The sequence below is a fragment of the Neobacillus vireti genome (assembly GCF_036962465.1).
GTDB classification, from domain to species: domain Bacteria; phylum Bacillota; class Bacilli; order Bacillales; family Cytobacillaceae; genus Neobacillus; species Neobacillus vireti_B.
In genome coordinates this window covers 1-26,083 of the sequence record NZ_JBALNF010000059.1, presented here as the reverse complement: position 1 = coordinate 26,083, position 26,083 = coordinate 1, and the positions used below count along the sequence as shown (strand labels likewise).

Genomic DNA, 26,083 nt, shown 5'->3' with positions numbered 1-26,083 from the left:
CTGTCCGAAGTCGAGGAAACTTCGGACAGCAGGTGGCTATATTTCTTCAGCTCTGTCCGAAGTCGAGCCTTCTTCGGACAACAAATGGCTAATTTTCTTCAATCCTGTCCGAAGTCAGGAAATTCTCTTAAAAATAAATTTTCCAACAAGGCTATAAAAAACGCTCGGGTTCCCAAGCGTTTTTATGCTAATTCCCTCGCTTAAATTTCGTACAAAAGCAGCGTTAATCATAGTTCAGATGTGCATGTTTATTTTCTACTCGATAACTGAACTACTTAGGCTATTTCCCTAGCTCCTTTTATCTGATTTCTAACGCAATATTAAAGTATTAAAGCTGTCCTTATAACTTACATAATATAATCTGATTAAAAAGTATTTTATTGTTTACCATTGAGCAATATCGGGTTATAATAAACATTATTTTATTTAGGATGTCGAAATAATTGGAAAAGTTCTTTCGTTACGTTACAGAACAAAAGGGTACAGAATACAGGAGGAATTCTTTCGATCATCCTTTGTGCAGGCAACAGGGGGAATGTAACGAGAAAAGATCCACAATATGAAAATACTTATTTTAGAAAGGCGATGGACATTGACTAAACCGAGTGGAAAGAAACGAATACAGCTGGCGATACTTTTAGGGTCACTTGGACTGTTGGGACCTTTTACAATTGATACGTATTTACCGTCTTTCCCAACGATTGTAAAAGATTTTGATACTACCGCATCACTTGTACAGATTAGTTTAACTTCATGCTTATTAGGCTTGGGATTGGGGCAATTAGTGATTGGTCCTTTAAGTGATGTAAAAGGCCGCCGTAAACCCTTACTATTTTTTATCATCTTGTACTTACTGGCTTCCGTAACATGCTCGTTTGCGCCAAATATCTATTTCCTTATCATTGCGCGTTTAGTTCAGGGCTTTGCTGCAGCAGGCGGACTGGTCATCTCGAGAGCGATTGTTCGAGATCTATTCAGCGGAAGGGAACTAACCAAGTTCTTTACGATGATGGTGTTAGTAGGGAACCTCGGGCCGATCGTGGCACCGATTGCTGGAGGGGGAATCCTTGCTTTTTCCAATTGGCATGGCGTGTTTGTTGTTTTGGCCATTATCGGCGCGGTGCTGCTCTTCACTGTTACTTTTAAATTAGAAGAAACGTTGCCTGAAGAAAACCGTGTTCCAAGTAACTTACCACAAATTATGAAAAATTTTGGTTCTTTATTCAAGGATCGAACATTTATGGGGTATGCCCTTACACAAGGTTTTACAACGGCAGGGATCTTTGCCTATGTATCTGGGATTCCATTTGTTTATCAGAATATTTATGGAGTCACTCCACAGCAATTTAGTTTATTATTCGGGACAAATGGGGTAGCGTTAATTATTGGGAGCCAGTTGGTCGGCCGCTTTGCCGACGTGATTTCGGAGCGGACGTTCTTAAAGATTGGCTTAGCCATCTCTAATCTAGCGGGGGCTTGGCTATTAATCGCACTGCTCTTAAAAGCTCCGCTTATTGCTGTCGCAGTTCCGATATTCTTTTTTATCGGTTCGATCAGTATCATTGGAACTACATCCTTTGCTTTAGCGATTGAAACGCAAGGGCATATTGCCGGCAGCGCTTCAGCCTTATTAGGATTATTGCCATTTGTTCTTGGTTCGTTAACGGCTCCACTTGTGGGTATTGCCGGGGCGTTTACAGGTGTTCCGATGGGCGTCATCATCTTTACTGCAAGTTTTCTGGCGTTCCTTTCTTATTATGGATTAGTAAGAAGAGCTTCGCTGAAAATGCAGCTATCCAAGGAGCAGTGCGCTTTAAAGAAAACCGTTTCTAAAATATAAAATAAAAAGGAGAACACATTTCATCAACTGTGAATGTGTTCTCCTTTATTTGTCTACTATTAATCTTAATAAGAACATAAAGGTAGGATTTTTCCTTTCTTTATTATTTTATTTAAGGTTAATCCGTATATCTAACACCTTTTAACATCATATCGACATTGATTTTTGCATCTTGGACAATATTTTTTCGAAATTCCTTTGCTTTCTTAAAAGCTTCCATCATTCCGGATGCTAATATCTTAATCTCTCTAGTCCCGACTGGTTCTTCTAGTAGGAAAATATATTCTTTCATGCTGTTTCACCTCTCAAGTTGTAATTTTAATATAATTATATCGGATATTGTAAGCGATTACCACTACTATTTGTGAACGTTTTCAAAATTTTTGAAAGGCCTTGATAGCCGTCAAATTTTTACCTTCTCAGTGTGATAGTAGGAGGGAGGATTCTTGATTTTGAAGTAACTAAAAGGCTGCTCGTCTTGCGAGCAACCATTCCTGTGGGTGATTATTTTGGCAGATCATTCACTTCATAGGCTGCGCGGATTCCCGATTCAATTGCCCCTTGCATCCACCCATGCGTAATGGTCGTATGTTCACCTGCAAAGTGAACTCTTCCTTCTGGTCTAGTAATATAAGGAAACTGTTCATTTTCCTGACCCGGTTCGAACGTGGCTAACGCTCCAGTCGAGTAGGGATTATCAACCCAGCTAAAGGAAGTTCCAACAATATATTCAGAATAGACCTGGTCTCCATAAATTTCGGCTAAGTTCCGTAAAGCGTATTGAATGCGGTCTTCGTCTGATAAACCATCCCATGTCAACGCCTCATCTGCCCATGTATAACTGGCCACCACGACAGCAGGTCCACTTGTCCCAACCCCTTGACTCGGGTAGTAGGTGAAGCGGATGGGTAAGTCCGTTATCGATTTGCCTCCAAGTTGATTGGACCGTTCCCAAAACCTGCTTTTAAATTCTATGCCTATTTTGGTTGCTGCCATATAGTTCAATTCACGAATCGCCCGCCGTTTATAGTAGGAAAAAGAATGGTAGGGCTCCACTTGAACAAATCTTAGAACGGAAAAGGGAATAGTGATGATGGCGAAATCACTGGTGATGGTGGAAGGTGCTAACGTTTTTGGATGGGAGGAATGGATTGATACACTAGTGGGATGTTGGGTAATCTTGATCATTCGTTGATTAAACTGAATAACATCTTTTAATTGTGGCAGAAATGCTTTCGGAAGCAAATCCATACCGCCAGTAATCTCATAATAACGAGTCGTTCGGAACTGTGCGGCTTCTCGGAGAACTTCAAGAAAGGACATTCCCATATAGGCCTCATAATCAAGGAGCACACCAATCATATCAACGGCGCCATCTGAAAATGTCGTTCCATATTGATAATGATAAAATTTTAGGAACGAACCAAGGGTGTAGTCACTAAATTCTTTTTCAACGAAGTGCCAATTTTTCTGGGGATTTTTATTAATAAAATCAACTATCGGCTGTAAAGCTAAATTTAAAAGGTCTTCAGCGCTTTTTCCTTTTTCGTTTGGGTCTACAGGAAAGTTCAGGATATCGGGATAACGTTCAAAAATATTTAGTCGGGTTTTGATTCCGTTAATATAAAGAATATCGACATCCGTACGGTTAATAAATACGTTTAAATTTAACCCGAATTTCCTAATATACTCGAAGGTTAAATAATGTGATTCTGGTATACGCATCGGTCCAGCGTTCATATACAGGCCATTGTGAAAAGGAGACCGGATGGTATAGATGCGGCCGCCTACAGTATCGCTGGCTTCCAAGAGAATGATCTTGTGACCGGCATCTTTTAATAGTGAAGCGGCTACCAGACCTGCTATACCTGCGCCGACGATTGTAATATTCTTAGGTACTGTTGACTTGTTCAACCCGTTTCTAATTATGCTGATCATTTGTTGATTGGTTAACTGATTATATTGATCAGGCATCCCATCCCCCCCTGTGAATGATTTAATACATTGTATTCACTTTGAGGGGCACCTATGTGTTTAGGAGGATTAGAGGTATGTTTAGGCAGGTGTTTTTCCTTTGCTGCTGTTAAACACTTAAAAGGTCCTGGCGGAATTAAATCAAAGGCCTACTCTATTATTCTTGTCACGATTATGGGTATAATAAGCTTAAGTTTAAAGGTGGATAAGGAGCTTCACGGAGGGGATTATTATGACAGTCATACCAGCGCAGCAACGCGATAAAGTCAGCTCGTATCAAAATCTTCGTTCTCTATATGAACAAAACATCACTGTTAATAGTATTGCTGAGCATTTAGATACATGTCAGCTGTATGATGATGCGAATGAAATTAAAAACATGATGGTAGCAAAGGACTTTGATATTTTAGGCGTAGAAGAGAGTGGAATCGTCATTGGTTATGTAGTAAGAGAAGAGCTGCAGGAAGGAACCTGTAAAAACTCCTATCGAAGGTTTAGTCCGACTGAGCTTGTTTCGGAATCAACGTCCCTTTTACAGACGCTGTATATTTTCAAAGAAATGGAACGAATTTTTATCCTAGAAGGGAATAGGATTACAAAAGTGGTCACCTTGGCCGATTTACAAAAACAGCCGGTTCGGATGCTGCTTTTTGGGTTGATTTCCTTATTAGAGATGCATTTATATCGGATAATAAATGAATATTTTCCTAATGACACCTGGAAACAACATTTAAATTCTAATCGGATCAAATTTGCGGAAGATCTATATTCTCTTCGAAAATCCAAAAATGAAGCGATTCAATTAAGTGATTGCTTGCAGATTTGTGATAAAAGAGATATCGTTCTCAATGAGGATTCATTAAGAGAACGGTTGGGGATTGAGAACAAGACGAAAGGGAAACAGTTTTTTAAAAAACTGGAAGAACTTCGGAACAATCTGGCTCATTCCCAGGATATCAACACGGAAAACTCTTGGAATGAAACATTCGCCTTAATCGAACAGACAGAAAATATCCTTGAGGAATGTGAAAAGATAAAATAGTTATTTGAAGTTGGTGCTAGCCTATAGCGCCAACTTTTTTGTTTAGCACTGTACCCAAAACTGGGTGAATGAAAAAAAGAAGGCATTTTCACCTTCTAGATTCTTTTTATTAACTTAAGTTTTACGTTCGCTGAATGGTAGAGAGCGAGAAGTTTTTCACCATTTTTTGCAAGTTTCGATGACCTTCTCTTAATTTTATCGTTTCTTCGATGATTTTCTGAAATCCTTCCAAATCCCGGTCAGATGCATTTAATAATGACTTTGGAAGACCTTCGACGAGTTGTTGTAGGGTTAGTTCATTCAAGGATCATACCACCTTTCAACTTATTCGTAAGACATCTGTCTTGTCTATAATATTTTGTATAGAGATGATTTTTTCCTGCCAGCATGTTATAAAACTTATCTACATGAATCTCCATTTTTTATAAAGAATAGAAAAAATACTCCTTTTTCTTGCAAATTAAGACGGTAAATCAAAGCAAGCTTCTATTAATTGTAGAAAAATATTATTCTCCATCGGCTGTATTTGAGTTTCAATCAAAAAACAGGAGAAAAGAACGAGAACAAATGTACGTAAAAAGAATCTGTTTTAATAGAATCAGAAGGGTTACACTATTAGTAACAACATGGGTGACTTCAATGAAACTATCAGGAGGGGATAAAATGGAACGACGAGTACGCTTAATTCCTTACAGATTAATCGCTGAGGTAGAAGAAGTAACCGAGGTGCCAAAGGGAATCGAAATGATTCAGGCCCCAAAAGTCTGGGAACAAACAAAAGGGAAAGGCATGACAGTTGCGATCCTAGATACAGGCTGTGATGTAACTCATCCTGATTTGACAGAACGGATTATCGGGGGCCGGAATTTCACCAATGACGATAATGGGAATGAGGATGTTTACCGGGATTATAATGGCCATGGCACTCATGTAGCTGGTACGATCGCAGCGACGCAAAATCAACAAGGGGTTGTGGGGGTTGCTCCAGAAGCAAATCTATTAATTGTTAAAGTCCTCGATCAAAACGGGGCGGGCCAATACGAATGGATTATTAATGGAATCTACTATGCAATTGAACAGAAGGTTGACATTATTTCGATGAGTCTGGGCGGTCCTGAAGATGTTCCAGCGTTACATGAAGCCATTAAAAAGGCAGTCGAGAACCATATTCTTGTCGTATGTGCGGCCGGCAATGAAGGCGATGGGCAGGATGCTACCAATGAATTTGATTATCCGGGATCATACAATGAAGTGATCAGTGTGGGAGCGATCAACCTGGAACGACGAATTTCTGATTTTAGTAATTCCAATAATGAAGTCGATCTCGTCGCTCCCGGCGAAACGATTCTGTCCACATATCTGGATGGAAAATATGCGAAGCTCAGTGGAACGTCCATGGCCACTCCTCATGTATCGGGTGCATTAGCCCTTATCAAAGCGATTGCAACCGAATCATTTGAGAGAGAGTTAACTGTCACTGAACTCTATGCGCAATTAATCAAGAGAACGGTTCCGCTCGGTGATTCTCCAAAGTTAGAAGGAAATGGGCTGCTGTATTTGACGACCGCTGATTACTTAAAGAAAGTATTCAGTAATCAGGTTAAAGCAGCTGTGGCTGAAGTTTTAGTAAAAAACTAGGTTCTTCGCTTTATGCATAAAAAATGCAGTCCCAATGAGATCGGTACTTTCTTATAGAAGACACAAAAATTGACGTATGATATGCATACGTCTTTTTCTATATTTATCAAGGTTTCTATTAAATGAAGAGGGTCCACTTATCGGTTGGGGGATCAGGTTAAGCACTCATGCCGAAAAATAAGCGGAAAAATTCCACTTATTTGGTAATAATCATTAAAAAAGGCCTAAATAGACGGAGAGTTTCCGCTTATTGACACGAAAAAATCGAAAATAGGGGATTTTGCTTTGCATAATCGGAAAAACTCCCCTTATATTCCGCAAAATGAGCTCATTTCTACATTTAACGGAAAAATCTCCGCTTATCCATTTATAACAGACCATCCCCTGGTTCCCGATACTGCAGAACCCCATAGTGAACACCTTCCAACGGAATTTCCTTTTCTTTTAGATTCATATTTTTGTTATAAGGAATAATTATGTAAGTTTCTCCGTCCTCTTTGTTTACCTCTCGTCTAAATTTCTTGTATAAGAGGTCACGAGCGACCTCCAAAGATGAGGCTTCTATTGAATCCACGATCCGGTATCTATATTTTCCATTTCCGTTTTTCGTTTTTAAAATAATATATTTCATCAAGATTCGTCCTTTTTTTAGTTATTTACCACAATTTCACAGTCCGTAAACCTACTTTCAACATTATTTTTAAAACACTGGTCGGATTGGGTGTTATTTTTTTGAACGATGGGGTATTAAAAGGGGGAGAATTATGTATCTATCATAAAGGAGAAAGGGTGCAGCCATATTGGCAAAAAACATAGTCGTTACCATTAACGGTGAGATCGTTCCAGCAGCGGATGGCCAGACGGTCCTTCAATACCTCAACGAAAGCTCCATTGAAGTTCCGCAGGTGTGCTACCATCCTAGTCTCGGTCCCATTGAAACTTGCGACACTTGTATCGTCGAGGTAAATGGTCAACTTGTCAGATCCTGTTCGACCCCTTTAAAGGAGGGGGATGAAATCAGTACGACCAGCCCACTTGTCAAAAAGTCGCAAACAGCAGCGATGGACAATATTCTGCGTAATCATGAACTATATTGTACGGTTTGTGATTACAACAACGGTGGCTGCGAAATACATAACACCGTAAAGGAGATGCGCATTAACCATCAGAGCATTCCTTGGAAGGAGAAACCGTATCAAGAGGATATGTCGAATCCGTTTTATCGCTATGATCCTGATCAATGTATCTTGTGTGGACGCTGTGTCGAGGCCTGTCAGGATGTTCAGGTCACGGAAACCCTTAGGATTGACTGGGATAGGGAACATCCACGGGTTATCTGGGATAATGACGTACCCATAAACGAATCTTCATGTGTATCATGCGGGCATTGTTCGACCGTTTGCCCTTGTAATGCAATGATGGAAAAAGGAATGCTTGGGGAAGCCGGCTATTTGACTGGCATTGAAAAAGGAACACTTCGTTCGATGATCGAATTGACCAAAGGAGTGGAGACCGGTTATGGATCCATCCTGACCGTTTCTGATATGGAATCCGCTATGCGCGATGCGCGCGTGAAACGCACCAAAACCGTCTGTACGTTTTGCGGTGTCGGCTGCAGTTTTGATGTTTGGACAAAAGGACGCGAAATTCTTAAGGTTGAACCAAATGTGGAGGCACCGGCGAATGGGATTTCCACTTGTGTGAAAGGGAAATTCGGCTGGGATTTTGTTAATAGTCAAGAACGGCTGACGAAGCCGCTGATCCGGGAAGGTGACAGCTTCCGTGAAGGAGAGTGGGATGAGGCCCTTGATTTAATTGCCAATCGTTTTCGAGAGATTCGCAGTCAATATGGGCCGCAATCATTAGGCTTTATTACTTCGTCTAAATGTACAAATGAAGAATCTTATTTAATGCAAAAATTGGCCCGACAAATCATCGGGACAAATAATGTTGATAACTGTTCCCGTTATTGCCAAACACCGGCCACAGTTGGTCTGCACAGAACAGTTGGTTATGGCGGTGATGCTGGTTCTATTAAGGACATAGCTAACGCCGGCCTTGTTATCATCGTCGGATCTAATACAGCGGAAGCCCACCCTGTTTTAGCCACAAGGGTGAAGCGCGCCCATAAACTAAACGGTCAAAAATTGATTGTGGCAGATCTTCGTGAGCACGAGATGGCAGCCCGTGCTGACCTGTTCATTCATCCAAACGCTGGGTCCGATTTGGTGTGGCTTTCTGCTGTAACCAAATACATCATTGATATGGGCTGGGCGGATGAAGAGTTTATCGTAAACCATGTTAATGGATTTGAAGAATACAGAAAAAGCTTGGCTCCTTATACGTTGGGGTATGCCGAGGAGGTAACGGGTCTTGCCAAAGAGACTCTCATCCATATCGCGGAAATGATTCATGAGGCAGACGGAACAGCGATTCTTTGGGCAATGGGTGTAACGCAGCATCTGGGCGGAAGTGACACAAGTACAGCTATTTCTAACCTATTGCTGATTACCGGTAACTATGCACGCCCAGGTGCAGGGTCGTACCCGCTCCGCGGTCATAATAACGTTCAAGGTGCAGGCGACATGGGCAGCGCGCCGGATAACTTTCCAGGATATCAGCGTGTCGACGACCCTGAAGTATTGGCAAAATTTGAACAAGCATGGGGTGTGAAGCTTTCATCCGAAGTTGGCATTAATAATCACGATATGATTGAGGGAATTCACGAAGGCACAGTAAAAGCCATGTATGTAAAAGGGGAGGAAATGGGGTTAGTTGATTCCAACATCAACCATGTCCATAAAGCTTACGAACAACTTGACTTCTTTGTGGTCCAGGATATCTTCTTCTCCCGGACGGCTCAATATGCGGATGTTGTTCTGCCGGCAAGCCCAAGCCTTGAAAAAGAAGGAACCTTTACCAATACGGAACGCCGTATTCAAAGACTGTATCAAGTATTTGAACCACTGGGTGATTCTAAGCCTGATTGGGAAATTATTCAGTTAGTGGCAAACCGGCTAGGCGCCAACTGGAATTACAAACATCCAAGTGACATCATGGAGGAAGCAGCAATGCTGATGCCGATTTATGAGGGTGTCACTTATGAAAGATTAGAAGGTTACAAGAGTTTGCAATGGCCGGTAAGAGCGGATGGGACCGATACGCCGCTGCTTTACACAGACGGGTTTAATTTTCCGGATCGAAAGGCACGACTCTATCCGGTGCAATGGACCAAGCCGCTTGTTTTTGAAGACCAATTTGATATCCATCTAAACAATGGCCGCTTATTGGAGCACTTTCATGAAGGAAATCTTACGTACAAATCAAAAGGTATTTCAGAAAAGACGCCGGAGGTTTTCCTTGAAGTATCGCCTGAGCTTGCCGCACAACGCGGCCTAAATGACGGAACGCTTGTCCGCCTGACTTCACCGTTTGGTAATGTAAAGGTTAAATGTACTATTACCGCACGAGTAAAGGGCAATGAAGTGTATCTGCCAATGAATGATACAGGGGACGGAGCGGTCAATTTCCTAACAAGCAGTGCAGCGGATAAGGATACCGATACGCCAGCCTACAAGGATACTCGGGTTAAAATGGAGATTTTACAGCAAGATGGTATCAATCCATTGCCAGCCATCAATTTCCGGTATGGGAATCCTCAGCCGCAAATAGGTGTTCAGGTGCAAAAGAAATGGGCCCGTACGGACTATGTCTTCCCGGGTGATCTTGTCAAGGAAAGGGAGCGGTCGAATGGCTAAAGCAATCAAGCAAATCAAGCGAATCGAGATCTCCGAAGAGGAGAAGCGTAAACAAGATTTACAAGAAATAGAAGATTCCTTGTTGAAAAATAAGGACGCGCTGCTTGATACACTTGATTTGCTGAAACATATGCATGATCGGGGTGTCATTCCCTTATTGAGCGGATTATTTGCCGAGGGAGACAAAGTCTTGCAAATCCTGATTAAAAAGGCGGACTCGAAGGAAACCGCCAATACGTTGAAAAATCTTTTGTTAATGGTGGGGGTACTAGGGACCATAAATGTTAAACAGCTTGAACCGATTCTTCTCAAGTTGAATGCCGGGATTGCAAGAGTGTCAGAGAGCAAGAATGATGATGACACGATTGGTTACTTTGATATCGTCAGATCGTTGAAGGATCCGGAAATTAACCGTTCGATTGCCTTATTTTTTGAATTTTTAAAAGGAATGGGAAGCGAAACGGGACATTTAGAGCGGACCACCCAGCTGCCGGAACATCAGGCTCACCATGCCACTGCCGACCACCACTTCTAAAATGATTCAAACGGATATTGGCCGAAAGAAGCAAGACCGCGTGGTGTTTTGTATTAGAAAAAAATAAAGCGGAAGGTATTATTAAACGATGAGAGGGGTGAAGCCTGTGTTAAATGAAATCACAACTTCTCAACAGATTGTTAAGTATAATGGACTTACCTTTATCGAAGAAGAGGATGACATTGCCGTGGAATCGGCATTAACCATTATTCTTGATGGAGAAGAGTTTGCTACTATGGTATGTACACCATCTAAGTTGGAAGAATTGGTGGTTGGCTTCCTGGCTTCGGAGGGTGTCATTCGCGTAGTAGAAGACATTCTTACCATTCGAATCGATGAAGGCACGGGATTCGCGTATGTGGACCTGGTCAATAACCCATCGATCCATAAAAATTTCCATTCAAAGAGATTTATTGGTTCCTGCTGTGGAAAGGGACGGCAATTTTATTTTCATAATGATGTAATGACAGCTAAGACCATTTTGACAAAATTAACGATTACACCAGAACAATGCAATCAATTAATGAAGCAGCTGCAGGAGAGTTCAGTTGAATTTCAGCAAACGGGCGGTGTCCATAATGCCGCCTTATGTACCAGGGACGGAATCGTGATTTCAAGGACGGATATTGGCCGGCATAATGCACTAGATAAACTTTTTGGCTACTGCCTGATCCACAAAATTTCCTTAAAGGATAAACTCCTTGCCTTTAGCGGCAGAATCTCTTCAGAGGTTCTGCTCAAAGCAGCCAAGATTGGCGTAGGAATCATTTTATCTAAATCTGCTCCGACGAATCTTGCCTTAAATCTAGCAGAGGATCTTGGTATTACGGCAGTAGGGTTTATCCGGGGAAGAGGCTTCAATGTCTATAGCCACCAGGAGCGAATTCAAAGAGTAGACTGTCATGGTCCGTTATCCTCGACAAAATCAATTTAAAATTTTAATCCTGATTCCGGATGAATCAATAAAGAGAACCAAAATTGTTATTTAACACAATCTTGGTTCTCTTGTCACTAAACATTCGCTCTCACGACAAGGGCCTTATTTATTTCCGAAGTCTCCAGAAAATTGCTTTACAACTGCTTGTACTTCCTCTAATTTTTCAGGTTTTAATAGACTAATCATTTTAGGGATAAAGACTTGAATATCTTCTTGGGAAAAAGTCCCTTCCGATTGTTTTCTGAAGTTTTCTGTAAGTATTTCTTTTGCTTCATCCTCTTTGCCTTCTTGAACCCTTTGTAAAATAAAATTTAAAAACTTTTCTTGTCCTTGCTTGTCCATTTCTATATCCTCCTAAAGAACGTAAGATTATAACACCTTTTGGTTTCGTCTTTTATTATAACACCAAATGGTGTCATGTCAATTATATTTAAGTTCTCCGAAACCGTTTAGCCTTATTCAATTAATGGGGCTTTAGTTAAAAATATGTGAAGGTCCAGCTGATTGTATAAAGGATAGGAGTAAGCCAATAATGATACTAAAATACAACAAAAATGGGTGGAAACTGTGGTATTCTGCTTGTCTTTATCCTCTTATTTTTGTTGTATTATATACCAATTTACGGGTTTTCAGAAAGTTGCATAAAGACTGAAATCAAATTGTCTGGAGAGTTTCCTCTAGTGGATGGATACAGCACCTCTTTTTATAACGTTGCATGATCAGTAGAAGTTATACGAACCATCTATGGGGATTGTTGGCTCATTTTGGTGAAAGTTGGATATTAAGATATCAAATACATACTAGAGGTAATTTATGGGTAAGGTATTTTTAGTGGATTTTTTGCGGGGGTTGCTTATGGCGGAAAACGGAAAACAGATTAGACTAACAGCGGGTGAGATTGGTCAACTCTTTCTTCAATACTTAAATGATAGCTCAAGTATATGTATTCTTTCCTTTTTTTTAGAAAAAGCTGAGGATGTTGAAATTAAGCCATTAATTGAATTTGCTTTAGAGTTATCAAAGTCGCATATTCAAAAGATTACTGCCATCCTAACAGAGGAAAAAAATGTTGTTCCAAATGGTTTTAACATAAAAGAGGATGTTGATATAACTGCTCCTAGACTTTATTCTGACAGTTTTGTTCTCAATTTTTTAAACCAGATGTCTAAGGTTGGGCTTACTACATATTCTGGTAGTGTTGGAACCTCAGTAAGAAATGATATAAGATCCTATTACATGGATTGCCTTTCAGAAACCATGCAATTATATGATAAAACAACTGATTTATTATTGAAAAAAGGATTGTATATCCGATCTCCGAACCTGCCGAATCTAGAGAAGGTTGAATTTGTCAAAAAGCAATGGTTTATGTTAGATGTAATCGGAGAAAAAAGACCACTAGTAGCAGCCGAAGTCGATAATTTATTTGCGAATCTGCAAAGAAATTCCCTGGGTGTAGCTGCACTTACTGGATTTAGTCAGGTTGCCAAGGATAAGGATGTAAAACAATTCTTTTTAAAAGGTTTAGAAGTGGGGAATAAACATATAAAATTATTTAGAGGGAAGCTTGAGGAATGTAAACTTCCTGCACCTATGGGGTGGGATTCAGAAATAACCAATAGTACAGCCCATACTTTTTCCGATAAGCTGATGATGTTCTTTACTAGTGGTTTGATTTCTTTGAGTATTGGTTATTACGGTACAGCTGTTAGTCAAAGTCCTAGAGGCGATCTTGGTTCACTATATAACAGGCTTTCGTTAGAGGTTCAGATGTATTCTGAAGACGGAGCAAATATCATGATAAAAAATAGATGGTTGGAACAGCCACCAATGGCAGCTGATCGAGATGAATTGATCAGAAAAAGTAAATAACATTAAAGTTCTTCTGCATTAGCAGTAAGAGCTTTTTTACGATCTGCGGGAAATTCAGCATAAATTCTGTTGGTAAAAAAATAGCATCCGATTAGTCAGATGCATACTTAATGATTCCGTGTATATAAACAGAGTTTTCTTTCTGTAAATATTCTCTTAATTTGATTCTTTTTTCTGTTTCCAATATTTTAATCAATTCGTAAATCTCTTTTTCATTTTCGTTTGTAGAAGTGATCTCTACTGAAAACATATTACCCTGACTATTACTTTGTAATTTTTTTAATAACTCAACTTTATTCATTGGATAACCCCTTTATCTCCATATATTCGACATAAAGGGGACATTTTCCTTGGAACTTCTTAAAATTGTTTCAAGTTTTACCTACACTCCATTAAATATTCTTATCGTACTTTGGCAGAAGGCGGTAGCTTTGTTATTGGCTTTTTCTATAACTACCTACGACCAATCGAATCATATCACGTCCAGCTATCTTTTCTGTTTCATGATAACCTGCTTCATCTCGCAAACTTAAGTACCAGCTGCTGTCGATATCTTCATTTAACCTATATAACTTATTGGTCTCAACATTTGTATAAAAATCTCCATTTCTTAGCCTCATCATATCCCCCTTTCTACTGTATATGAACTGTATTATGCCCAATATACTGACATGGAGCCATCAGACCTAGTAATGTCAAAATTCCTGGATATACATGGAAAGGATGAGGATTCGGAGGGGAGGTAGAGCAAGAAGTTAGGGCAGGGTAAGCTTTACTCTGGAAAAACAATAAGACAAGAGCGGTTATTTATTGTGATACTATCAAAAAGCTCGCCAAAATTATTAACGGGTTTACTTCAGAGTTGCAAACAATTCAAAACACATAGGAAAACGCACTTGAATTCACAATATAATTCAAAGTGCGTTTTTTATTGATATATCAACATATTGACGAATTTCAGTTGCTCATTTTGTCCCCATTTACATATCAAATCAAAGAGTATGAAAAAATTATTGGAGGATGTGAGAATTCTTTGTGATTTTGTGAGTGAATTATTTTGCAATCACGAAGGTTATTGGATATTTATGTTCTAATGATATTATGGATATTTGAGAGTAAAAAGCTGGACTTACGCTAACGGTGCAGTTTAGTTCAACAAGAAAATCGGATAAAGTAGTATAAAACTCAATAAAAAGATGCTATTTTCCTTGGAAAAAGTAAGGATGTATCAACTTTCTCGTTTTTTAATATCAACTGTAATGGGCATGGGGCTTGTTTTTTTAGTTTTATGTTTTGCTGATATCAGAGGAATCTTTTCACATATATTTCAATTTATTTTTGGGCTATTTTTTTCATTTGTTTTTATTGGTTATGCTATTTATCTTTGGATAAAAAGAAACGAAGGAAAAGGATATTATTGGGATGATGAAGGGGTCGTAATTGACTTTCAAGGGAATAAGGTTTATTGGGATGAAATTGAAGAGATAAAACTGGTTAAGAGTAGGCTTGGAAAATCCACAGTAATTTATCCGCACTATACAAATCACGAAAAGATTAGAATCCGTCGTAAGAAAAAGATGCCAACACCTGCTCATTCAATCGATTGGTTTCTAATCGAAAAGCCAAAGGAATTTCACAAAAACTTAATGAAATTCTGGGAAGAAAAATGTAATTTAAAAAATGGAGATAATTAAGTCATTCTTAGCTAATGGGTAGGTTTGGTTAAGCATTAGATTTGGGGTCAGATTGCTTTTTGCCAATCCATTTTCAAAAATGCTTTCAATAAATTCTCTTCTAAGGCTCCTTTTGTCCGATTTTGGTTTTATTTTGGAAGCATTTCCTGATAGTTCAGAAGATGAGGAACAAAATGAACACTGGAGGTTCTTTAACCGAAAAGATAAAAGTCCTCATTTTGTTACTGGAAGATTTCGGCTGTCATTTTGGCGGTCTTTTTTCTTAATTAAGTAACGAGTGCAGTAAGTTGAATAAGTTAAGGAAGAATAATCGTATTTATAAAATTCTGGAAAATGTTATAATTAAAGTGGAAATATATTGAAATTAAAACATGCTAAAATCAGGATGGATGTGATATTGAATGAAGAAAATCATTGTAGGAATTGGTATCGTGGTGTTAGCTTTTCTTATTTCAGTATTATTAAGCGATTTCACCTTATTGTATAAAATTACTGGAGTTGTTGCAATTAGCTCGCTTGTATTAAGTGCATTGTTTTCTGGGGCATTCGTGGATGGGGATAGATTGGGCAGAAATTTACAATCTGAATCAAAAGAAGATAGAAAACAGAGAGTTTCACTAACTAATTCGATATTATTGATCGGACTACCAAATTTATTAATTGCTACGATTAGCTATTTTCTAATGAATTAAAGAACAGTCACCAAATTATCTTTCCATTGTTGGACGAACGGGTGCAAGGTTTAAAATTGTAGCTGCCTTTTTGGGCAGCTTTTCTTGTCGAAGTAACTGGCAGGTTAGTTGTTGAACTTTAGAGAACAATTTTGTTATAGAGAGCAGAATACTGAAAAAAAGGAGAGATAACCTCATATGGTTGAAGAACGAAGTATAGTTAAACGAACTATAGATTCTTTAAAAAAACGTTTAGAGGAAAATGGAAATATCATTCAGATTCAAGGCGAGGAAGGATATTTATCAAGAGTAAAATGTACATTTAATCCACCAGCAAGTGCAGAGGAAATAAAGAATTTTGAAAATCAAACAGGTTTAATCTTACCAAATGATTATAAAGAGTTTCTGAAAATTTCCAATGGTTGTCGATTATTTGATGATGTTGAATATGGTGGAGAAATTGAACTATACAGTCTTGACCAAATTATTGAATTTAATGATCACTACGATGAATTTGAAGGATGTTATGATATAGCTTACATTTATCAAGATAACATAGTAATAAATTCGAAACATTTAAGTGAGAGGAAAAAAAATTATCTATTTTGGAAAGGCCATATTGATCAGTTTGAAGAGGCTATTCCATTAGAAATGAACTTTGAATTATGGTTTGATAGATTTATCATTAGCTCAGGTACAAAGTTTTGGTCGTGGTCAATTTATACAGCTGAAAATTACTAGGAATTATCATAGTCTAATTCAACTAACAGGGGCAAGGGCAAGAGTTAAAGAAGTGATCGTTACGAATGGCTTTTTTCTTGTTGTGCTAACTGGCAATTTAGTTGAACAAGGAAATTTATGCATTAATGTCACATTTGAAGGAAATAGTGCAATCAGGCGTTTTTTCAGTTCATCCTTCTGTACTGAGAAAATTAGGCTACACACCAGCCTTTATTTTACATAAACTAAAGCAAATTAAAGTTTTGGGGTTGGTAGTGTTGGTACAACCAAAAAATAAAAGCAATAATACAAAAGATTACGGCGATAAAAAAAGCATTAAAATTTTAGAATTAGAAAAAGAAGTTGCATTAGGGCTTTGGATTCAAGTAATAGGTCAGATCATTGAAATTAAAGGTTTATCAGGGCTTTTGCATATTGAGGAAGATGCAAATACAATAGGTGAACAACAAATACTAACAGGTGAACAACAAATACTAACAGGTGTTTGGATTAAGACAATTGGACAAATATTAGAGGCTATTTCTGTTTCAAGTCAAATAGGAGAAACAGATTTAATTAAACTGCTGCAAGAACAAAAACTCGCCATCACAGGAGATATGCTTGTGACAATTGGTTCAGCTTATGAAGTAATCGGAGGAATTCATGTACTCGAAGAGGAAACAGACAAAATTCCTCGCATAGTTCCATAACAAAAATGACCAATAAATTTTCTTAAGATTGAACATTTCGATTCTAAAGTGCAATAAAGAGAATGTACTCGTACAACTTACGGATGCTTTAGTGAAAAAAGAAATTCCAAAAAGGCTTAGAGATATTTTCTTCTCTAAGCCTTTTTAACTGTGCAATATACTGTGAATTTTGAGTGTAATTAGGTCAGTGATTTATCGTTTTGCACCTCACAAGTAAACCCGTTACAAAATTATTAGCGAGATTTTTTAAATGGTAATTATGAAGTGAAAATGATTAGTTCAATATTTGTATTTTTACTGTCTTTCGGCCCCACTGGATGGCTGCTTTTTGAGAAGGAATAAACACATCAATTTTATTTCCTTTGATGGCACCACCAGTATCTCCTGCGATGGCATAACCATAACCAGGGACATATACTTTTGAACCTAGCTTAATGACTTTCGGATCAACGGAAATCACTTTTTGATTGGGATTCTTCTTCAAGTTTATCCCGGTCGCTGTTATACCTCTACAGCGCGCAAAGTTTAACGTATAGGCAGAGGCACTAACTGTGATTTCTTTGACCGCCTTTACGGAAGTAGTCTTTACAGGCGTACTTTTCACGGGTGTTCCCGGATTTACTATTTTTAAACTTTGATTTACTTTAATGAGATCAGATGAAAGATGGTTCCACTGTTTAAGATTACTGACGGTAATATGATAAGTCTTGGCAATTTTTGAAAGAGAATCGCCTTTTTTTACGGTATATGTATTAGATGAAGCAGAAGCACCACTACTAATTCCAAAAAGCAGCATAAGAGAGGTTGAAATCGTTACCAGGGATTTTTTCACTATTAAAACTCCTTTGTTTTACGATACTAAAATAATACCAAAGTAATGTTTCATTTCTGTTTCAATAGTTTACTATTTTCATGACATTCGTTTTTGGGAACTTTTTCGAATATAAAAGGTTAGGAATACATACCTTTATGTATACTTTACTTTACATCATGCATATCATACTTTACTCGATGTAAAAGTGACCATACAGGGGGTGTAATCCACATGACCTATCAAGAAAAGAAGAGCATCGTAACGTTGATCGGTGCTATCCTCATTTTCGCTTCTTATTGCTTTTACATGTACCCGCGGCTACCTGAAGGGGGATTAGAGTCGACAGAAACCTTTCGCTTTTGGGGTTCATTCGTCCTTAATCTAACGTTGTTTTCAATCGCCACGCATATTGTTGTCAGTATTATTTTTAATATTATATTTACAATGACGACCCAAGAAAAGCTGCCTACCTTTGCAGATGAACTGGATAAGTTAATAGAATTGAAGGCTCATAGAAATTCTTTTTTTGTGTTTATTGTCGGCTTTCTTCTAGCAATGGGATCCTTGATCATCGTTCATCCGTCACAAGTGATGTTCATGATTCTGATTATGTTTGGTTTCATTTCTGATGTGACTGGGTCTGTTACCAAACTTTATCATTATCGGAAAGGAGTTTAAGATGGGCAAAAAACTTGTCGGCAATCATATTCGAAAATTACGTTTCAATAGCGATGAAATGACCCAGCAGCAGTTAGCTGACAAGGTAGGTGTAACAAGACAAACCATCGTGGCGCTCGAAAAAGGGAATTACTCCCCATCATTAGAACTCGCCTTTCGAATTGCGCACGCCTTTGACTTACCGTTGGAGCAGGTATTCTTCTACGGGGAGAACCCTAAACAGTAGGGCAATTTACTAAAAGAAGGGAAGAAAGGGTATGAAGTCAAACAAAAAAGCAGCAAAAATTGTAGGAGTACTTTTTATCGTTGCAGCCGTTACGGCGGTAGTAGGCCTTAATTTATATAATCCTATCTTAAAGGGACCTGATTACCTTTTGAATGGCTCCAAACACGCTAAGCAGGTGGTACTTGGAGCACTTATGGAGTTGGTTCTTGTCGTATCAGCTATTGGCACTTCCACTACCATGTTCCCCATATTAAGAAAATATAATGAAACGATTGCGCTATGGCATGTTTGCTTCCGGTTTCTAGAAGCGATTATCATTACAGTCGGTGTCATCAGTGTATTGTCCCTATTGACCTTAAGCCGTGAATTTGTCGCAGCAGGAGATCATGATCCCGCATCTTTTCAAGCTTCAGGTATCGTATTAAAAGCAATCCATGACTGGACATTTATGCTTGGCCCTCTTTTCATGCTGGGGATCAATACCATGATGTACAGTTATATATTTTATCAAACAAAACTGGTACCAAGGTTTATACCCATCTTGGGCATAACAGGAGCAACTTGCGTTTTTGTATGTGCCTTGTTAGTTATGTTTGGTGTAATCGAACAAATTTCCGTTTGGGGTGGGATTTTAGCGCTGCCTGTAGCAGCGAATGAAATGATTCTAGCCGTATGGCTTATCGTAAAAGGATTCAATGAAACTGCACTTTTGTCCCTGTCTGCCAAAAGCTCTAATTAATACTTAAAATTGCTGGCAAGGGTTGATCTTTTTTCTAATTTCACCATCCATTTGTAGTACCCTAACAAAATCATGAGTAGAATGGGGTTTAAGATTAGCGAGTGCCACATTGTCCACCAGCCATAATGAAAATAGCCCCACGGTTCAGGAAGTAATGTAATTGCTTCATAAAGTAATAATACAATCTCCCAACCGACTAGATAGAGAACTTTCTTCCTGAGTGCCTTTTTATAAGGAAAGAAATTCAAAAAGACAACATTTACGGGTGGTACTAAAAAGATTGCAATGGATGATTTCCAGTCCACACCTTTTGAAAAATACCAATACCCATGATATTTAAAATCAACATAAACATCAAAGACGGTTTGGAAGGCAATTGTAAATGTCCAAATATAGGACATATGGAGTAGAGATAGCCGTTTTTTGATTTTAAGTGCAATTAAATTAAAACTAATGAATGCGATGAGAAGACCTACCATAATAACATCCTTTTACAAATTACTCTGTATAAGTCATTCTATCCAATTAAAAATATTCGATTCTTGAAATAGGACTTATTTATCATGGGCTAGTTGTAAAAGAAGCCAGTAATCGTTAATTCTGACTCATTAACAATTACTGGCTTCTTTTTATTTGGTTGGCTGACCTTTATTCAACATCATTCTTAGAGGATAACAAAGATAATAAATAGGGCAGACAACACAATTCGGTAATAAGCGAAAATGGTTAAACCAATTTTTTCAATCAATTTAATGAAGATGATTGCTACTAACAGCGCCACTACAAAGGCAGTGATAAAACCGATCGCGAACATTGGAATGTCGCTTGAATGTAAGAAAGGTAAACTTTTAACAAAATCCAATCCTGTGGCACCGACCATAATAGGAAGGGCGACTAAAAAGGAAAATTCGGCCGCTGTTTTATGATTAGCACGAGCAAGCAATCCTCCTGAAATAGTGGAACCTGCGCGAGAAAAACCAGGGATGACCGCTAAACATTGAAATAATCCAATGATTAAGGCTTGCTTATAACTTAAATCATCTACCGTGTTAGATGTGAAGGTGCCATGTTTTTTTTCTGCAAAAATCATTAATATTGCACCAGCAATGAGGCTGACTACTACTACATTGGGTGAAAATAGTTGCGTCTTGATAAAGTCATGCAGTACTAGTCCAACTAATGCAGCAGGTATGACCCCTAAAATAATATGTATGACGTCTAATTTCTTTTCTGGTTTTCCAATCGTACTGAAATTTAATAAAGACAGGTATCTTTTCCAATACAGTACCAAAATAGCAAGCATGGAACCCAGTTGGATAATGACCTCAAAAGTATTTGCCTTTTCCCCTGTAAATCCTAACAAATGCCCCACTAAAATTAAGTGCCCTGTAGAGGAAACAGGCAAAAATTCTGTTAAACCTTCCACAATTCCTAAAATAAAGGCTATAATATGTTCGCTCATGTTTTTCCTTCTTCCCTTGAAATGTTGTTATGTATTTTGTATTAAAGAATACAATTTCCTCTAAAATTATACAAAAAATGCGAACTTCTGCATAAGGAAGTATAGTATCCGATGATCTATAATTCAAGAAGAAATAATAAATTCACACAAACTTAAGATTACAATAGGATAGGAAATCTAGCAACTGCAAAACGACAATAAATCATTCCGGAAGTCGATTCAGTAAAATTGAATTAGGTAAAGATCTGCTATAAGTATAAAACACTAATTCCTTCAATTATTAGAACGGTGGACTTTTCGTGTTTTTTCTACAAGAAAATCATTGCCCAGGACTTTTGGACTACCAAAATTTACAGCTGGCTTCCAAAAGGGCAAGATGATATATTTTTCTTGTAAGTTCTTAACCGAACATTACGCGAATTTTTTTACAGAGAAGTACTCAAGAGGCTGAAGAGGCGCCCCTGCTAAGGGTGTAGGTCGGGTAACCGGCGCGAGGGTTCAAATCCCTTCTTCTCTGCCATAAAACTTTTGGGAATGTCTTGGTATCGACAGGGATAGTTTGAGCTTATATTGCGAGTCGAGGGATTCGGCCTCGTAAAAACGATAAAGCCTATAACTGGCAAACAAAACAACAACTTCGCTTTCGCTGCCTAATAACAGCCGATCGCGGTTCCTTCCTCCATCGTCCATGTGGCAGGGAAAGGGACTCATTTTAAGTGGAATACGCCAGAATCCGCTGTCTGAGGATGAAGGAAGAGAATAATCAGACTAGCTGCTTCCATGCCTGTCAGTGGGCTAAAGAAGTAAGTGAAGTAAAAACTACTGACTACGCTCGTAGACGTATAAGTGGCAATATCTTTGCACACGGGTTCAACTCCCGTCATTTCCACTAATTTTATAAAAAATATCTTGATTAGATTTTGAGGAATTTGTATAATATATTCATGACGCATAGGAGATAAGCATTCTGAGGTCAGGATGAAGTTTACTATCCAGCGTGTCCAAGTTTTTTGCCGGTTTAGCTCAATTGGTAGAGCAACTGACTTGTAATCAGTAGGTTGGGGGTTCAAGTCCTCTAGCCGGCACCAGAGTTTTTTGCACTAGCAAAATAACTTATTATTCCGCAGTAGCTCAGTGGTAGAGCTATCGGCTGTTAACCGATCGGTCGTAGGTTCGAGTCCTACCTGCGGAGTCATAGTCCAACAAGGACACTAGGAACAGGTCAGGGCGGGAACGCAGCAGCCATAACTAGTGAAATTGTGTGGACTATTACATAGGACGATGAAAAAACGCTAGACTCTTATTGAGTTTAGCGTTTTTCTTTTACTTTCAGCAGCAAAATGATTAAATGTAAAAAGCCACAATCAAATTTTTACCTGTATTTAATTAGAGAAGGAGCATGCAGTCGGAATTATTTTCTGCCTTCAGTACTGATTTTAACGGTTTTGCTGTAATTATCTTGTCTTCCTTACCGATCTTACTATTGTTTATCTTTATGCAAAAACATTTTGTTAAAGGAATAACGATGGGTGCTGGCAAATAATTTACTACAAGATGTTTGACCAAGAGGAGGCCGAAATGAAGAGAAGCAGTCTATACGAAAGCGCTTTGACACGAGGGGAGTTTCTTCCTAAGGTTGTAGCCTATTATTATAAACAATGGGAGAACTATAACATGCCGTTTCACGCTCATAATCAGGTCGAAATTATGTATGTCATAGAAGGCCACTGTTGTGTCGAAACCGAGGGTGAGTCCCTTTTTATGAAAAAAGGGGAATTCATCATTATCGATGCTGAAGTGACCCATCGTCTGTTAGTAGAGAAAGGAAGCACTTGCCGGATGCTAAACATTGAATTCCGTTTTCAAGAACGTAAAGGTTTTTTTCCGTCAATCAAAGACTTTGCAGATGAGGAACAGGCCTTTGCTCGTCTATTGAAAATGAATGCTCCTTATCTTCTTTTAAAGGATCCTAATGAAGTTTATTTCGTCTTAAAAAACCTAGTATTGGAGATGGACGAAAGGGGCAAAGAGAATCTATTAATGGTGCATCTTTTGCTCTCCCAACTACTCATTCGGATTGCAAGATTAGCAGTTGAATCTAAGGAGAACGAGCCGCTGCAACAAGCAAATGTTTATGTCAAACAAGCGCTTACCTATATTCAAGAAAATTATGATTGTGATATCCAAATGAAGGATATAGCGGCAGATGTGAATCTTCATCCAGGGTATCTACATAGAATCTTTAAAAATCATACCGGCTTAACGGTGATGGAATACCTGACCTCTGTCAGAATGGAAAAAGCAAAAATGCTGTTATCCGAAACGGACATCCCTTTAATTGAAATATCTGATTATATTGGGATTAACAGCAGGCAGTATTTCAGTTCTCTTTTTAAAAAATATGCACACCAGACGCCAGTTGAATATCGAAAAGCGGCAATGCAGAAGAAAGAATTTGCCTCATGGGAAAGAGTGTAAGTCCGTCTGTTTTGACAAGTAAGGATTTTATAAATTTGCTTTTAAAGGAAGTTACAATTTTGGTAACGTTTACACCAATGAAGCTGTTAAAATCTCTATAAATCTATTATTAAAGGAGAGTTGGCCGATGTCATTTAAAGTAGCGTTTATTGGAGCTGGGAGTATTGGTTTTACAAGAGGGCTATTACGGGATCTGCTTGCAGTACCCGAATTTAACCAGATAGAAGTGGCTTTCACGGATATCAATGAGCGTAATTTGCAGATGGTTACCGAGCTATGCCAGCGTGATATTGCTGAAAACGGGTTGGAAATCCAAATTCACTCCACCGTTAATCGGCGTGAAGCGTTAAGAGATGCACGGTATATTTTTTCCGTTGTAAGAATTGGCGGGTTGGAAGCGTTTCAAACCGATGTAGATATTCCCTTAAAATATGGCATTGATCAATGTGTGGGCGATACGCTTTGTGCTGGCGGGATTATGTATGGTCAGCGTGGAATCGCTGAGATGCTTACCATCTGTAAAGATATTCGAGAGGTAGCGGAACCAGATTGCCTGCTCTTGAACTACGCTAATCCAATGGCTATGATGACATGGGCTTGTAATAAATATGGCGGAGTAAGGACGATTGGACTTTGCCATGGTGTCCAGCATGGCCATAAACAAATAGCAGATGTGCTTGGGTTGACCAAAGAAGAAGTGGATATTGTTTGTGCCGGTATCAACCATCAAACTTGGTATGTTCAAGTGAAACACAACGGGGAGGATATGACCGGTAAGCTGCTGGAAGGTTTTGAAAACCATCCCGATTACAGTCAAACCGAAAAAGTTCGGATCGATATGCTTCGACGGTTTGGGTATTACAGCACAGAGTCCAATGGGCACTTAAGCGAGTATTTGCCGTGGTACCGGAAACGTCCAGAAGAAATTGCCGAATGGATCGACCTTGGCGTTTGGATCAATGGTGAAACGGGCGGATATTTGCGTATTTGTACGGAGAGCAGAAACTGGTTTGAAACGGACTTTCCGAACTGGATGAAAGACCCGGCCCTTGAATATAAACAAGAAAATCGCAGTGAAGAGCATGGCTCTTATATTGTCGAAGGGTTAGAAACGGGCAGAGTTTATCGGGGACATTTCAATGTCGTGAATAACGGAGTCATTTCGAACCTTCCTGATGATGCGATTATTGAGGCACCAGGATATGTTGATGGAAACGGAATCAGCATCCCGAGGGTGGGTGACCTGCCATTGGGTTGTGCAGCGGTATGCAATGTAAGTATATCCGTTCAGCGGCTAGCCGTGGAAGCAGCCATAAACGGGGATGACATGCTCTTGCGGCAAGCGATGATGATGGATCCACTTGTCGGTGCGGTTTGTAATCCGAAGGAAATTTGGCAGCTAACTGATGAAATGCTAGTGGCACAGGAAAAATGGCTTCCCCAATATAAAAAAGCTATTGAAAAAGCAAAAGAAAGGCTTGCTTCCGGAAATCTTATTCCGACTAAGCAAAACCAAGGTGCGGCAAGACTTCAGGTGAAGACTGTCGAGGAAATGGGTCAAGACAGAGATGCAGCCAATCGGGTTGCAGGTGAATCAGACAAGGCCAAGGAACGTCCTACAGCTGTTAAGTAAGAAGAAGAACTACTGCAAGAGAATGGTACAGGATATCCTGTTCATCCTCTTGCTTTTATTTATCTTAAGTAGATTTTAAAGGAGTGTAGAGCCTTGAGTAATTGGAGTGTTTCTGAGTTGGAACAAGAATGGTTCGAGCAGGAGGGATTTTTGATAGTGAAAAAAATCTTTTTTCACACGAGGAAATGGATTCTTTAAATGACCATTTTATGGGTATTCATACAACCGGCCAGTTCTTGGTCATTTTAACCCAATTTCAGAAGAAAAGGCAGATGGTAATAATTAAAGCTCTACCTAGAATCTTACAGCCCCATAAATTCTACCAGAATTCCATTAATTACATGCTAGATTCTAAAGTTTTGTTAATATGCTTAAAATTTTGTCATTAGAACCCCTAATTTTGTAAATAAAATTTTACTGACTCCCAACAAATAAGGAAATCCACCTTTGTATTGAAGCTAAGGTGGGGTTTCTTACCAAAGTAGACCCTTTCCCACATTGAGTAAACCACCTATTATTTACTTTTAAGCCATACCCGAACGTTCGTGTTTTACCTTTTTTTCATAAAGATATATAATCCATAAAAATAAAAAACTATAATAATATTGTAATATAACTGTATATTTATTATAATGGTAAAAAGCGTTACGGTAGAACACGAA

28 protein-coding genes, 3 tRNA genes and 2 other RNA genes are annotated in these 26,083 nt (G+C 38.7%); 23 read left to right on the top strand and 10 right to left on the bottom strand.

Features of this window, described 5'->3' with window-relative positions:
• Nucleotides 1–592: 592 nt before the first annotated feature.
• A complete protein-coding gene (locus tag V7077_RS21845) occupies nt 593–1,840 on the top strand; it encodes a Bcr/CflA family multidrug efflux MFS transporter (protein ID WP_335505841.1) in 1,248 nt (415 codons plus the stop codon).
• A 118-nt stretch (nt 1,841–1,958) separates the two neighbouring features.
• Here the strand turns inward: V7077_RS21845 and V7077_RS21840 are convergent, their stop codons facing one another.
• Both V7077_RS21840 and V7077_RS21835 read right to left on the bottom strand, forming a co-directional pair.
• The gene (locus V7077_RS21840) at nt 1,959–2,132 is read right to left on the bottom strand and encodes a hypothetical protein (RefSeq protein WP_335505839.1); all 174 of its coding nucleotides are present in this window, start codon (nt 2,130–2,132) and stop codon (nt 1,959–1,961) included.
• A gap of 212 nt (nt 2,133–2,344) precedes the next feature.
• Nucleotides 2,345–3,814, bottom strand: coding sequence for a flavin monoamine oxidase family protein (locus V7077_RS21835; RefSeq protein WP_335505837.1), 1,470 nt, complete (start codon nt 3,812–3,814; stop codon nt 2,345–2,347).
• Between the two features lie 54 nt (nt 3,815–3,868).
• Here V7077_RS21835 and V7077_RS21830 point away from each other — a divergent pair, with 54 nt between their 5' ends.
• Together V7077_RS21830 and V7077_RS21825 are read left to right on the top strand one after the other, a co-directional pair.
• The gene (locus V7077_RS21830) at nt 3,869–4,078 is read left to right on the top strand and encodes a hypothetical protein (protein WP_335505834.1); all 210 of its coding nucleotides are present in this window, start codon (nt 3,869–3,871) and stop codon (nt 4,076–4,078) included.
• Nucleotides 4,047–4,856 carry a hypothetical protein gene (locus V7077_RS21825; RefSeq protein WP_335505832.1) on the top strand — a complete coding sequence of 270 codons (810 nt, stop codon included), beginning with the start codon at nt 4,047–4,049 and terminating at the stop codon, nt 4,854–4,856. Before V7077_RS21830 ends, V7077_RS21825 begins: the two co-directional genes overlap by 32 nt.
• Before the next feature lie 121 nt (nt 4,857–4,977).
• On the opposite strand, the gene V7077_RS21820 is transcribed toward V7077_RS21825, so the two are convergent.
• Nucleotides 4,978–5,160, bottom strand: a complete 183-nt coding sequence (locus V7077_RS21820; RefSeq protein WP_098527274.1) for a hypothetical protein — start codon at nt 5,158–5,160, stop codon at nt 4,978–4,980.
• 359 nt (nt 5,161–5,519) lie between these two features.
• Here V7077_RS21820 and V7077_RS21815 point away from each other — a divergent pair, with 359 nt between their 5' ends.
• Nucleotides 5,520–6,494: a S8 family peptidase gene (locus V7077_RS21815; RefSeq protein ID WP_335505829.1), complete on the top strand. Its 975-nt coding sequence runs from the start codon at nt 5,520–5,522 to the stop codon at nt 6,492–6,494.
• A gap of 367 nt (nt 6,495–6,861) precedes the next feature.
• Here V7077_RS21815 and V7077_RS21810 read toward each other — a convergent pair whose 3' ends face one another.
• Nucleotides 6,862–7,125: a hypothetical protein gene (locus V7077_RS21810; RefSeq protein WP_335505827.1), complete on the bottom strand. Its 264-nt coding sequence runs from the start codon at nt 7,123–7,125 to the stop codon at nt 6,862–6,864.
• Nucleotides 7,126–7,294: 169 nt separating this feature from the next.
• On the opposite strand from V7077_RS21810, the gene fdhF reads away from it, so the two are divergent.
• The 3 genes from fdhF to fdhD all read left to right on the top strand — a co-directional run bounded on the left by fdhF (nt 7,295) and on the right by fdhD (nt 11,721).
• Nucleotides 7,295–10,252, top strand: coding sequence for a formate dehydrogenase subunit alpha (gene fdhF, locus V7077_RS21805; protein ID WP_335505825.1), 2,958 nt, complete (start codon nt 7,295–7,297; stop codon nt 10,250–10,252).
• Nucleotides 10,245–10,787: a DUF1641 domain-containing protein gene (locus tag V7077_RS21800; RefSeq protein WP_335505823.1), complete on the top strand. Its 543-nt coding sequence runs from the start codon at nt 10,245–10,247 to the stop codon at nt 10,785–10,787. Before fdhF ends, V7077_RS21800 begins: the two co-directional genes overlap by 8 nt.
• A gap of 106 nt (nt 10,788–10,893) precedes the next feature.
• Entirely contained in the window at nt 10,894–11,721 is an 828-nt protein-coding gene (gene fdhD / locus V7077_RS21795; RefSeq protein ID WP_335505821.1) for a formate dehydrogenase accessory sulfurtransferase FdhD, read from the top strand.
• Between the two features lie 105 nt (nt 11,722–11,826).
• Here the strand turns inward: fdhD and V7077_RS21790 are convergent, their stop codons facing one another.
• Nucleotides 11,827–12,066: a hypothetical protein gene (locus V7077_RS21790; protein WP_335505819.1), complete on the bottom strand. Its 240-nt coding sequence runs from the start codon at nt 12,064–12,066 to the stop codon at nt 11,827–11,829.
• 513 nt (nt 12,067–12,579) lie between these two features.
• Between V7077_RS21790 and V7077_RS21785 the strand changes: the two genes are divergently transcribed.
• Complete coding sequence (locus tag V7077_RS21785; protein WP_335505817.1) at nt 12,580–13,596, top strand: DUF3231 family protein; 1,017 nt, start codon at nt 12,580–12,582, stop codon at nt 13,594–13,596.
• A 91-nt stretch (nt 13,597–13,687) separates the two neighbouring features.
• Here V7077_RS21785 and V7077_RS21780 read toward each other — a convergent pair whose 3' ends face one another.
• Nucleotides 13,688–13,897, bottom strand: a complete 210-nt coding sequence (locus V7077_RS21780) for a hypothetical protein (protein WP_335505815.1) — start codon at nt 13,895–13,897, stop codon at nt 13,688–13,690.
• A 133-nt stretch (nt 13,898–14,030) separates the two neighbouring features.
• A complete protein-coding gene (locus V7077_RS21775) occupies nt 14,031–14,216 on the bottom strand; it encodes a hypothetical protein (protein WP_335505813.1) in 186 nt (61 codons plus the stop codon).
• 588 nt (nt 14,217–14,804) lie between these two features.
• On the opposite strand from V7077_RS21775, the gene V7077_RS21770 reads away from it, so the two are divergent.
• From V7077_RS21770 to V7077_RS21755, 4 genes are all read left to right on the top strand, one after another.
• Nucleotides 14,805–15,290 carry a hypothetical protein gene (locus tag V7077_RS21770; protein ID WP_335505811.1) on the top strand — a complete coding sequence of 162 codons (486 nt, stop codon included), beginning with the start codon at nt 14,805–14,807 and terminating at the stop codon, nt 15,288–15,290.
• A gap of 401 nt (nt 15,291–15,691) precedes the next feature.
• Nucleotides 15,692–15,982 (top strand): DUF5316 domain-containing protein, encoded by a 291-nt coding sequence (locus V7077_RS21765; RefSeq protein WP_335505809.1) that lies wholly within the window; start codon nt 15,692–15,694, stop codon nt 15,980–15,982.
• A gap of 177 nt (nt 15,983–16,159) precedes the next feature.
• Nucleotides 16,160–16,702 (top strand): SMI1/KNR4 family protein, encoded by a 543-nt coding sequence (locus V7077_RS21760; protein ID WP_335505807.1) that lies wholly within the window; start codon nt 16,160–16,162, stop codon nt 16,700–16,702.
• 101 nt (nt 16,703–16,803) lie between these two features.
• Complete coding sequence (locus tag V7077_RS21755; protein WP_335505805.1) at nt 16,804–17,391, top strand: hypothetical protein; 588 nt, start codon at nt 16,804–16,806, stop codon at nt 17,389–17,391.
• 274 nt (nt 17,392–17,665) lie between these two features.
• On the opposite strand, the gene V7077_RS21750 is transcribed toward V7077_RS21755, so the two are convergent.
• Nucleotides 17,666–18,223: a 3D domain-containing protein gene (locus V7077_RS21750; RefSeq protein ID WP_335505803.1), complete on the bottom strand. Its 558-nt coding sequence runs from the start codon at nt 18,221–18,223 to the stop codon at nt 17,666–17,668.
• 213 nt (nt 18,224–18,436) lie between these two features.
• Here V7077_RS21750 and V7077_RS21745 point away from each other — a divergent pair, with 213 nt between their 5' ends.
• From V7077_RS21745 to V7077_RS21735, 3 genes are read left to right on the top strand one after another with little or no spacing between them, the layout of a single operon-like run.
• On the top strand, nt 18,437–18,883 hold the full coding sequence (locus V7077_RS21745) for a hypothetical protein (RefSeq protein ID WP_335505801.1): 447 nt from the start codon (nt 18,437–18,439) through the stop codon (nt 18,881–18,883).
• Between the two features lies 1 nt (nt 18,884).
• Complete coding sequence (locus tag V7077_RS21740; protein ID WP_335505799.1) at nt 18,885–19,109, top strand: helix-turn-helix transcriptional regulator; 225 nt, start codon at nt 18,885–18,887, stop codon at nt 19,107–19,109.
• Nucleotides 19,110–19,140: 31 nt separating this feature from the next.
• Nucleotides 19,141–19,848, top strand: coding sequence for a DUF4386 domain-containing protein (locus tag V7077_RS21735; RefSeq protein WP_335505797.1), 708 nt, complete (start codon nt 19,141–19,143; stop codon nt 19,846–19,848).
• Here the strand turns inward: V7077_RS21735 and V7077_RS21730 are convergent.
• Both V7077_RS21730 and bacA read right to left on the bottom strand, forming a co-directional pair.
• Complete coding sequence (locus V7077_RS21730) at nt 19,845–20,327, bottom strand: hypothetical protein (RefSeq protein ID WP_335505795.1); 483 nt, start codon at nt 20,325–20,327, stop codon at nt 19,845–19,847. The two genes, V7077_RS21735 and V7077_RS21730, sit on opposite strands and share 4 nt — an antisense overlap.
• 185 nt (nt 20,328–20,512) lie before the next feature.
• Entirely contained in the window at nt 20,513–21,310 is a 798-nt protein-coding gene (gene bacA, locus V7077_RS21725) for an undecaprenyl-diphosphate phosphatase (protein WP_335505793.1), read from the bottom strand.
• A gap of 429 nt (nt 21,311–21,739) precedes the next feature.
• Between bacA and V7077_RS21720 the strand changes: the two genes are divergently transcribed.
• The 8 genes from V7077_RS21720 (at nt 21,740) to V7077_RS21685 (ending at nt 25,421) form a co-directional block, all read left to right on the top strand.
• Nucleotides 21,740–21,830, top strand: a tRNA-Ser gene (locus V7077_RS21720).
• Nucleotides 21,831–21,840: 10 nt separating this feature from the next.
• Nucleotides 21,841–22,202: a transfer-messenger RNA gene (ssrA, locus tag V7077_RS21715) on the top strand.
• Between the two features lie 120 nt (nt 22,203–22,322).
• Nucleotides 22,323–22,398, top strand: a tRNA-Thr gene (locus tag V7077_RS21710).
• A 32-nt stretch (nt 22,399–22,430) separates the two neighbouring features.
• Nucleotides 22,431–22,502 (top strand) — tRNA-Asn (locus V7077_RS21705).
• An RNA gene (ffs, locus tag V7077_RS21700) (signal recognition particle sRNA small type) lies at nt 22,502–22,586 on the top strand. Before V7077_RS21705 ends, ffs begins: the two co-directional genes overlap by 1 nt.
• A gap of 123 nt (nt 22,587–22,709) precedes the next feature.
• Complete coding sequence (locus V7077_RS21695; RefSeq protein WP_335505791.1) at nt 22,710–22,853, top strand: hypothetical protein; 144 nt, start codon at nt 22,710–22,712, stop codon at nt 22,851–22,853.
• Nucleotides 22,854–22,888: 35 nt separating this feature from the next.
• Nucleotides 22,889–23,788, top strand: coding sequence for an AraC family transcriptional regulator (locus V7077_RS21690; RefSeq protein ID WP_335505789.1), 900 nt, complete (start codon nt 22,889–22,891; stop codon nt 23,786–23,788).
• 127 nt (nt 23,789–23,915) lie between these two features.
• On the top strand, nt 23,916–25,421 hold the full coding sequence (locus tag V7077_RS21685; RefSeq protein WP_335505786.1) for an alpha-glucosidase/alpha-galactosidase: 1,506 nt from the start codon (nt 23,916–23,918) through the stop codon (nt 25,419–25,421).
• Nucleotides 25,422–26,083 lie beyond the last annotated feature (662 nt).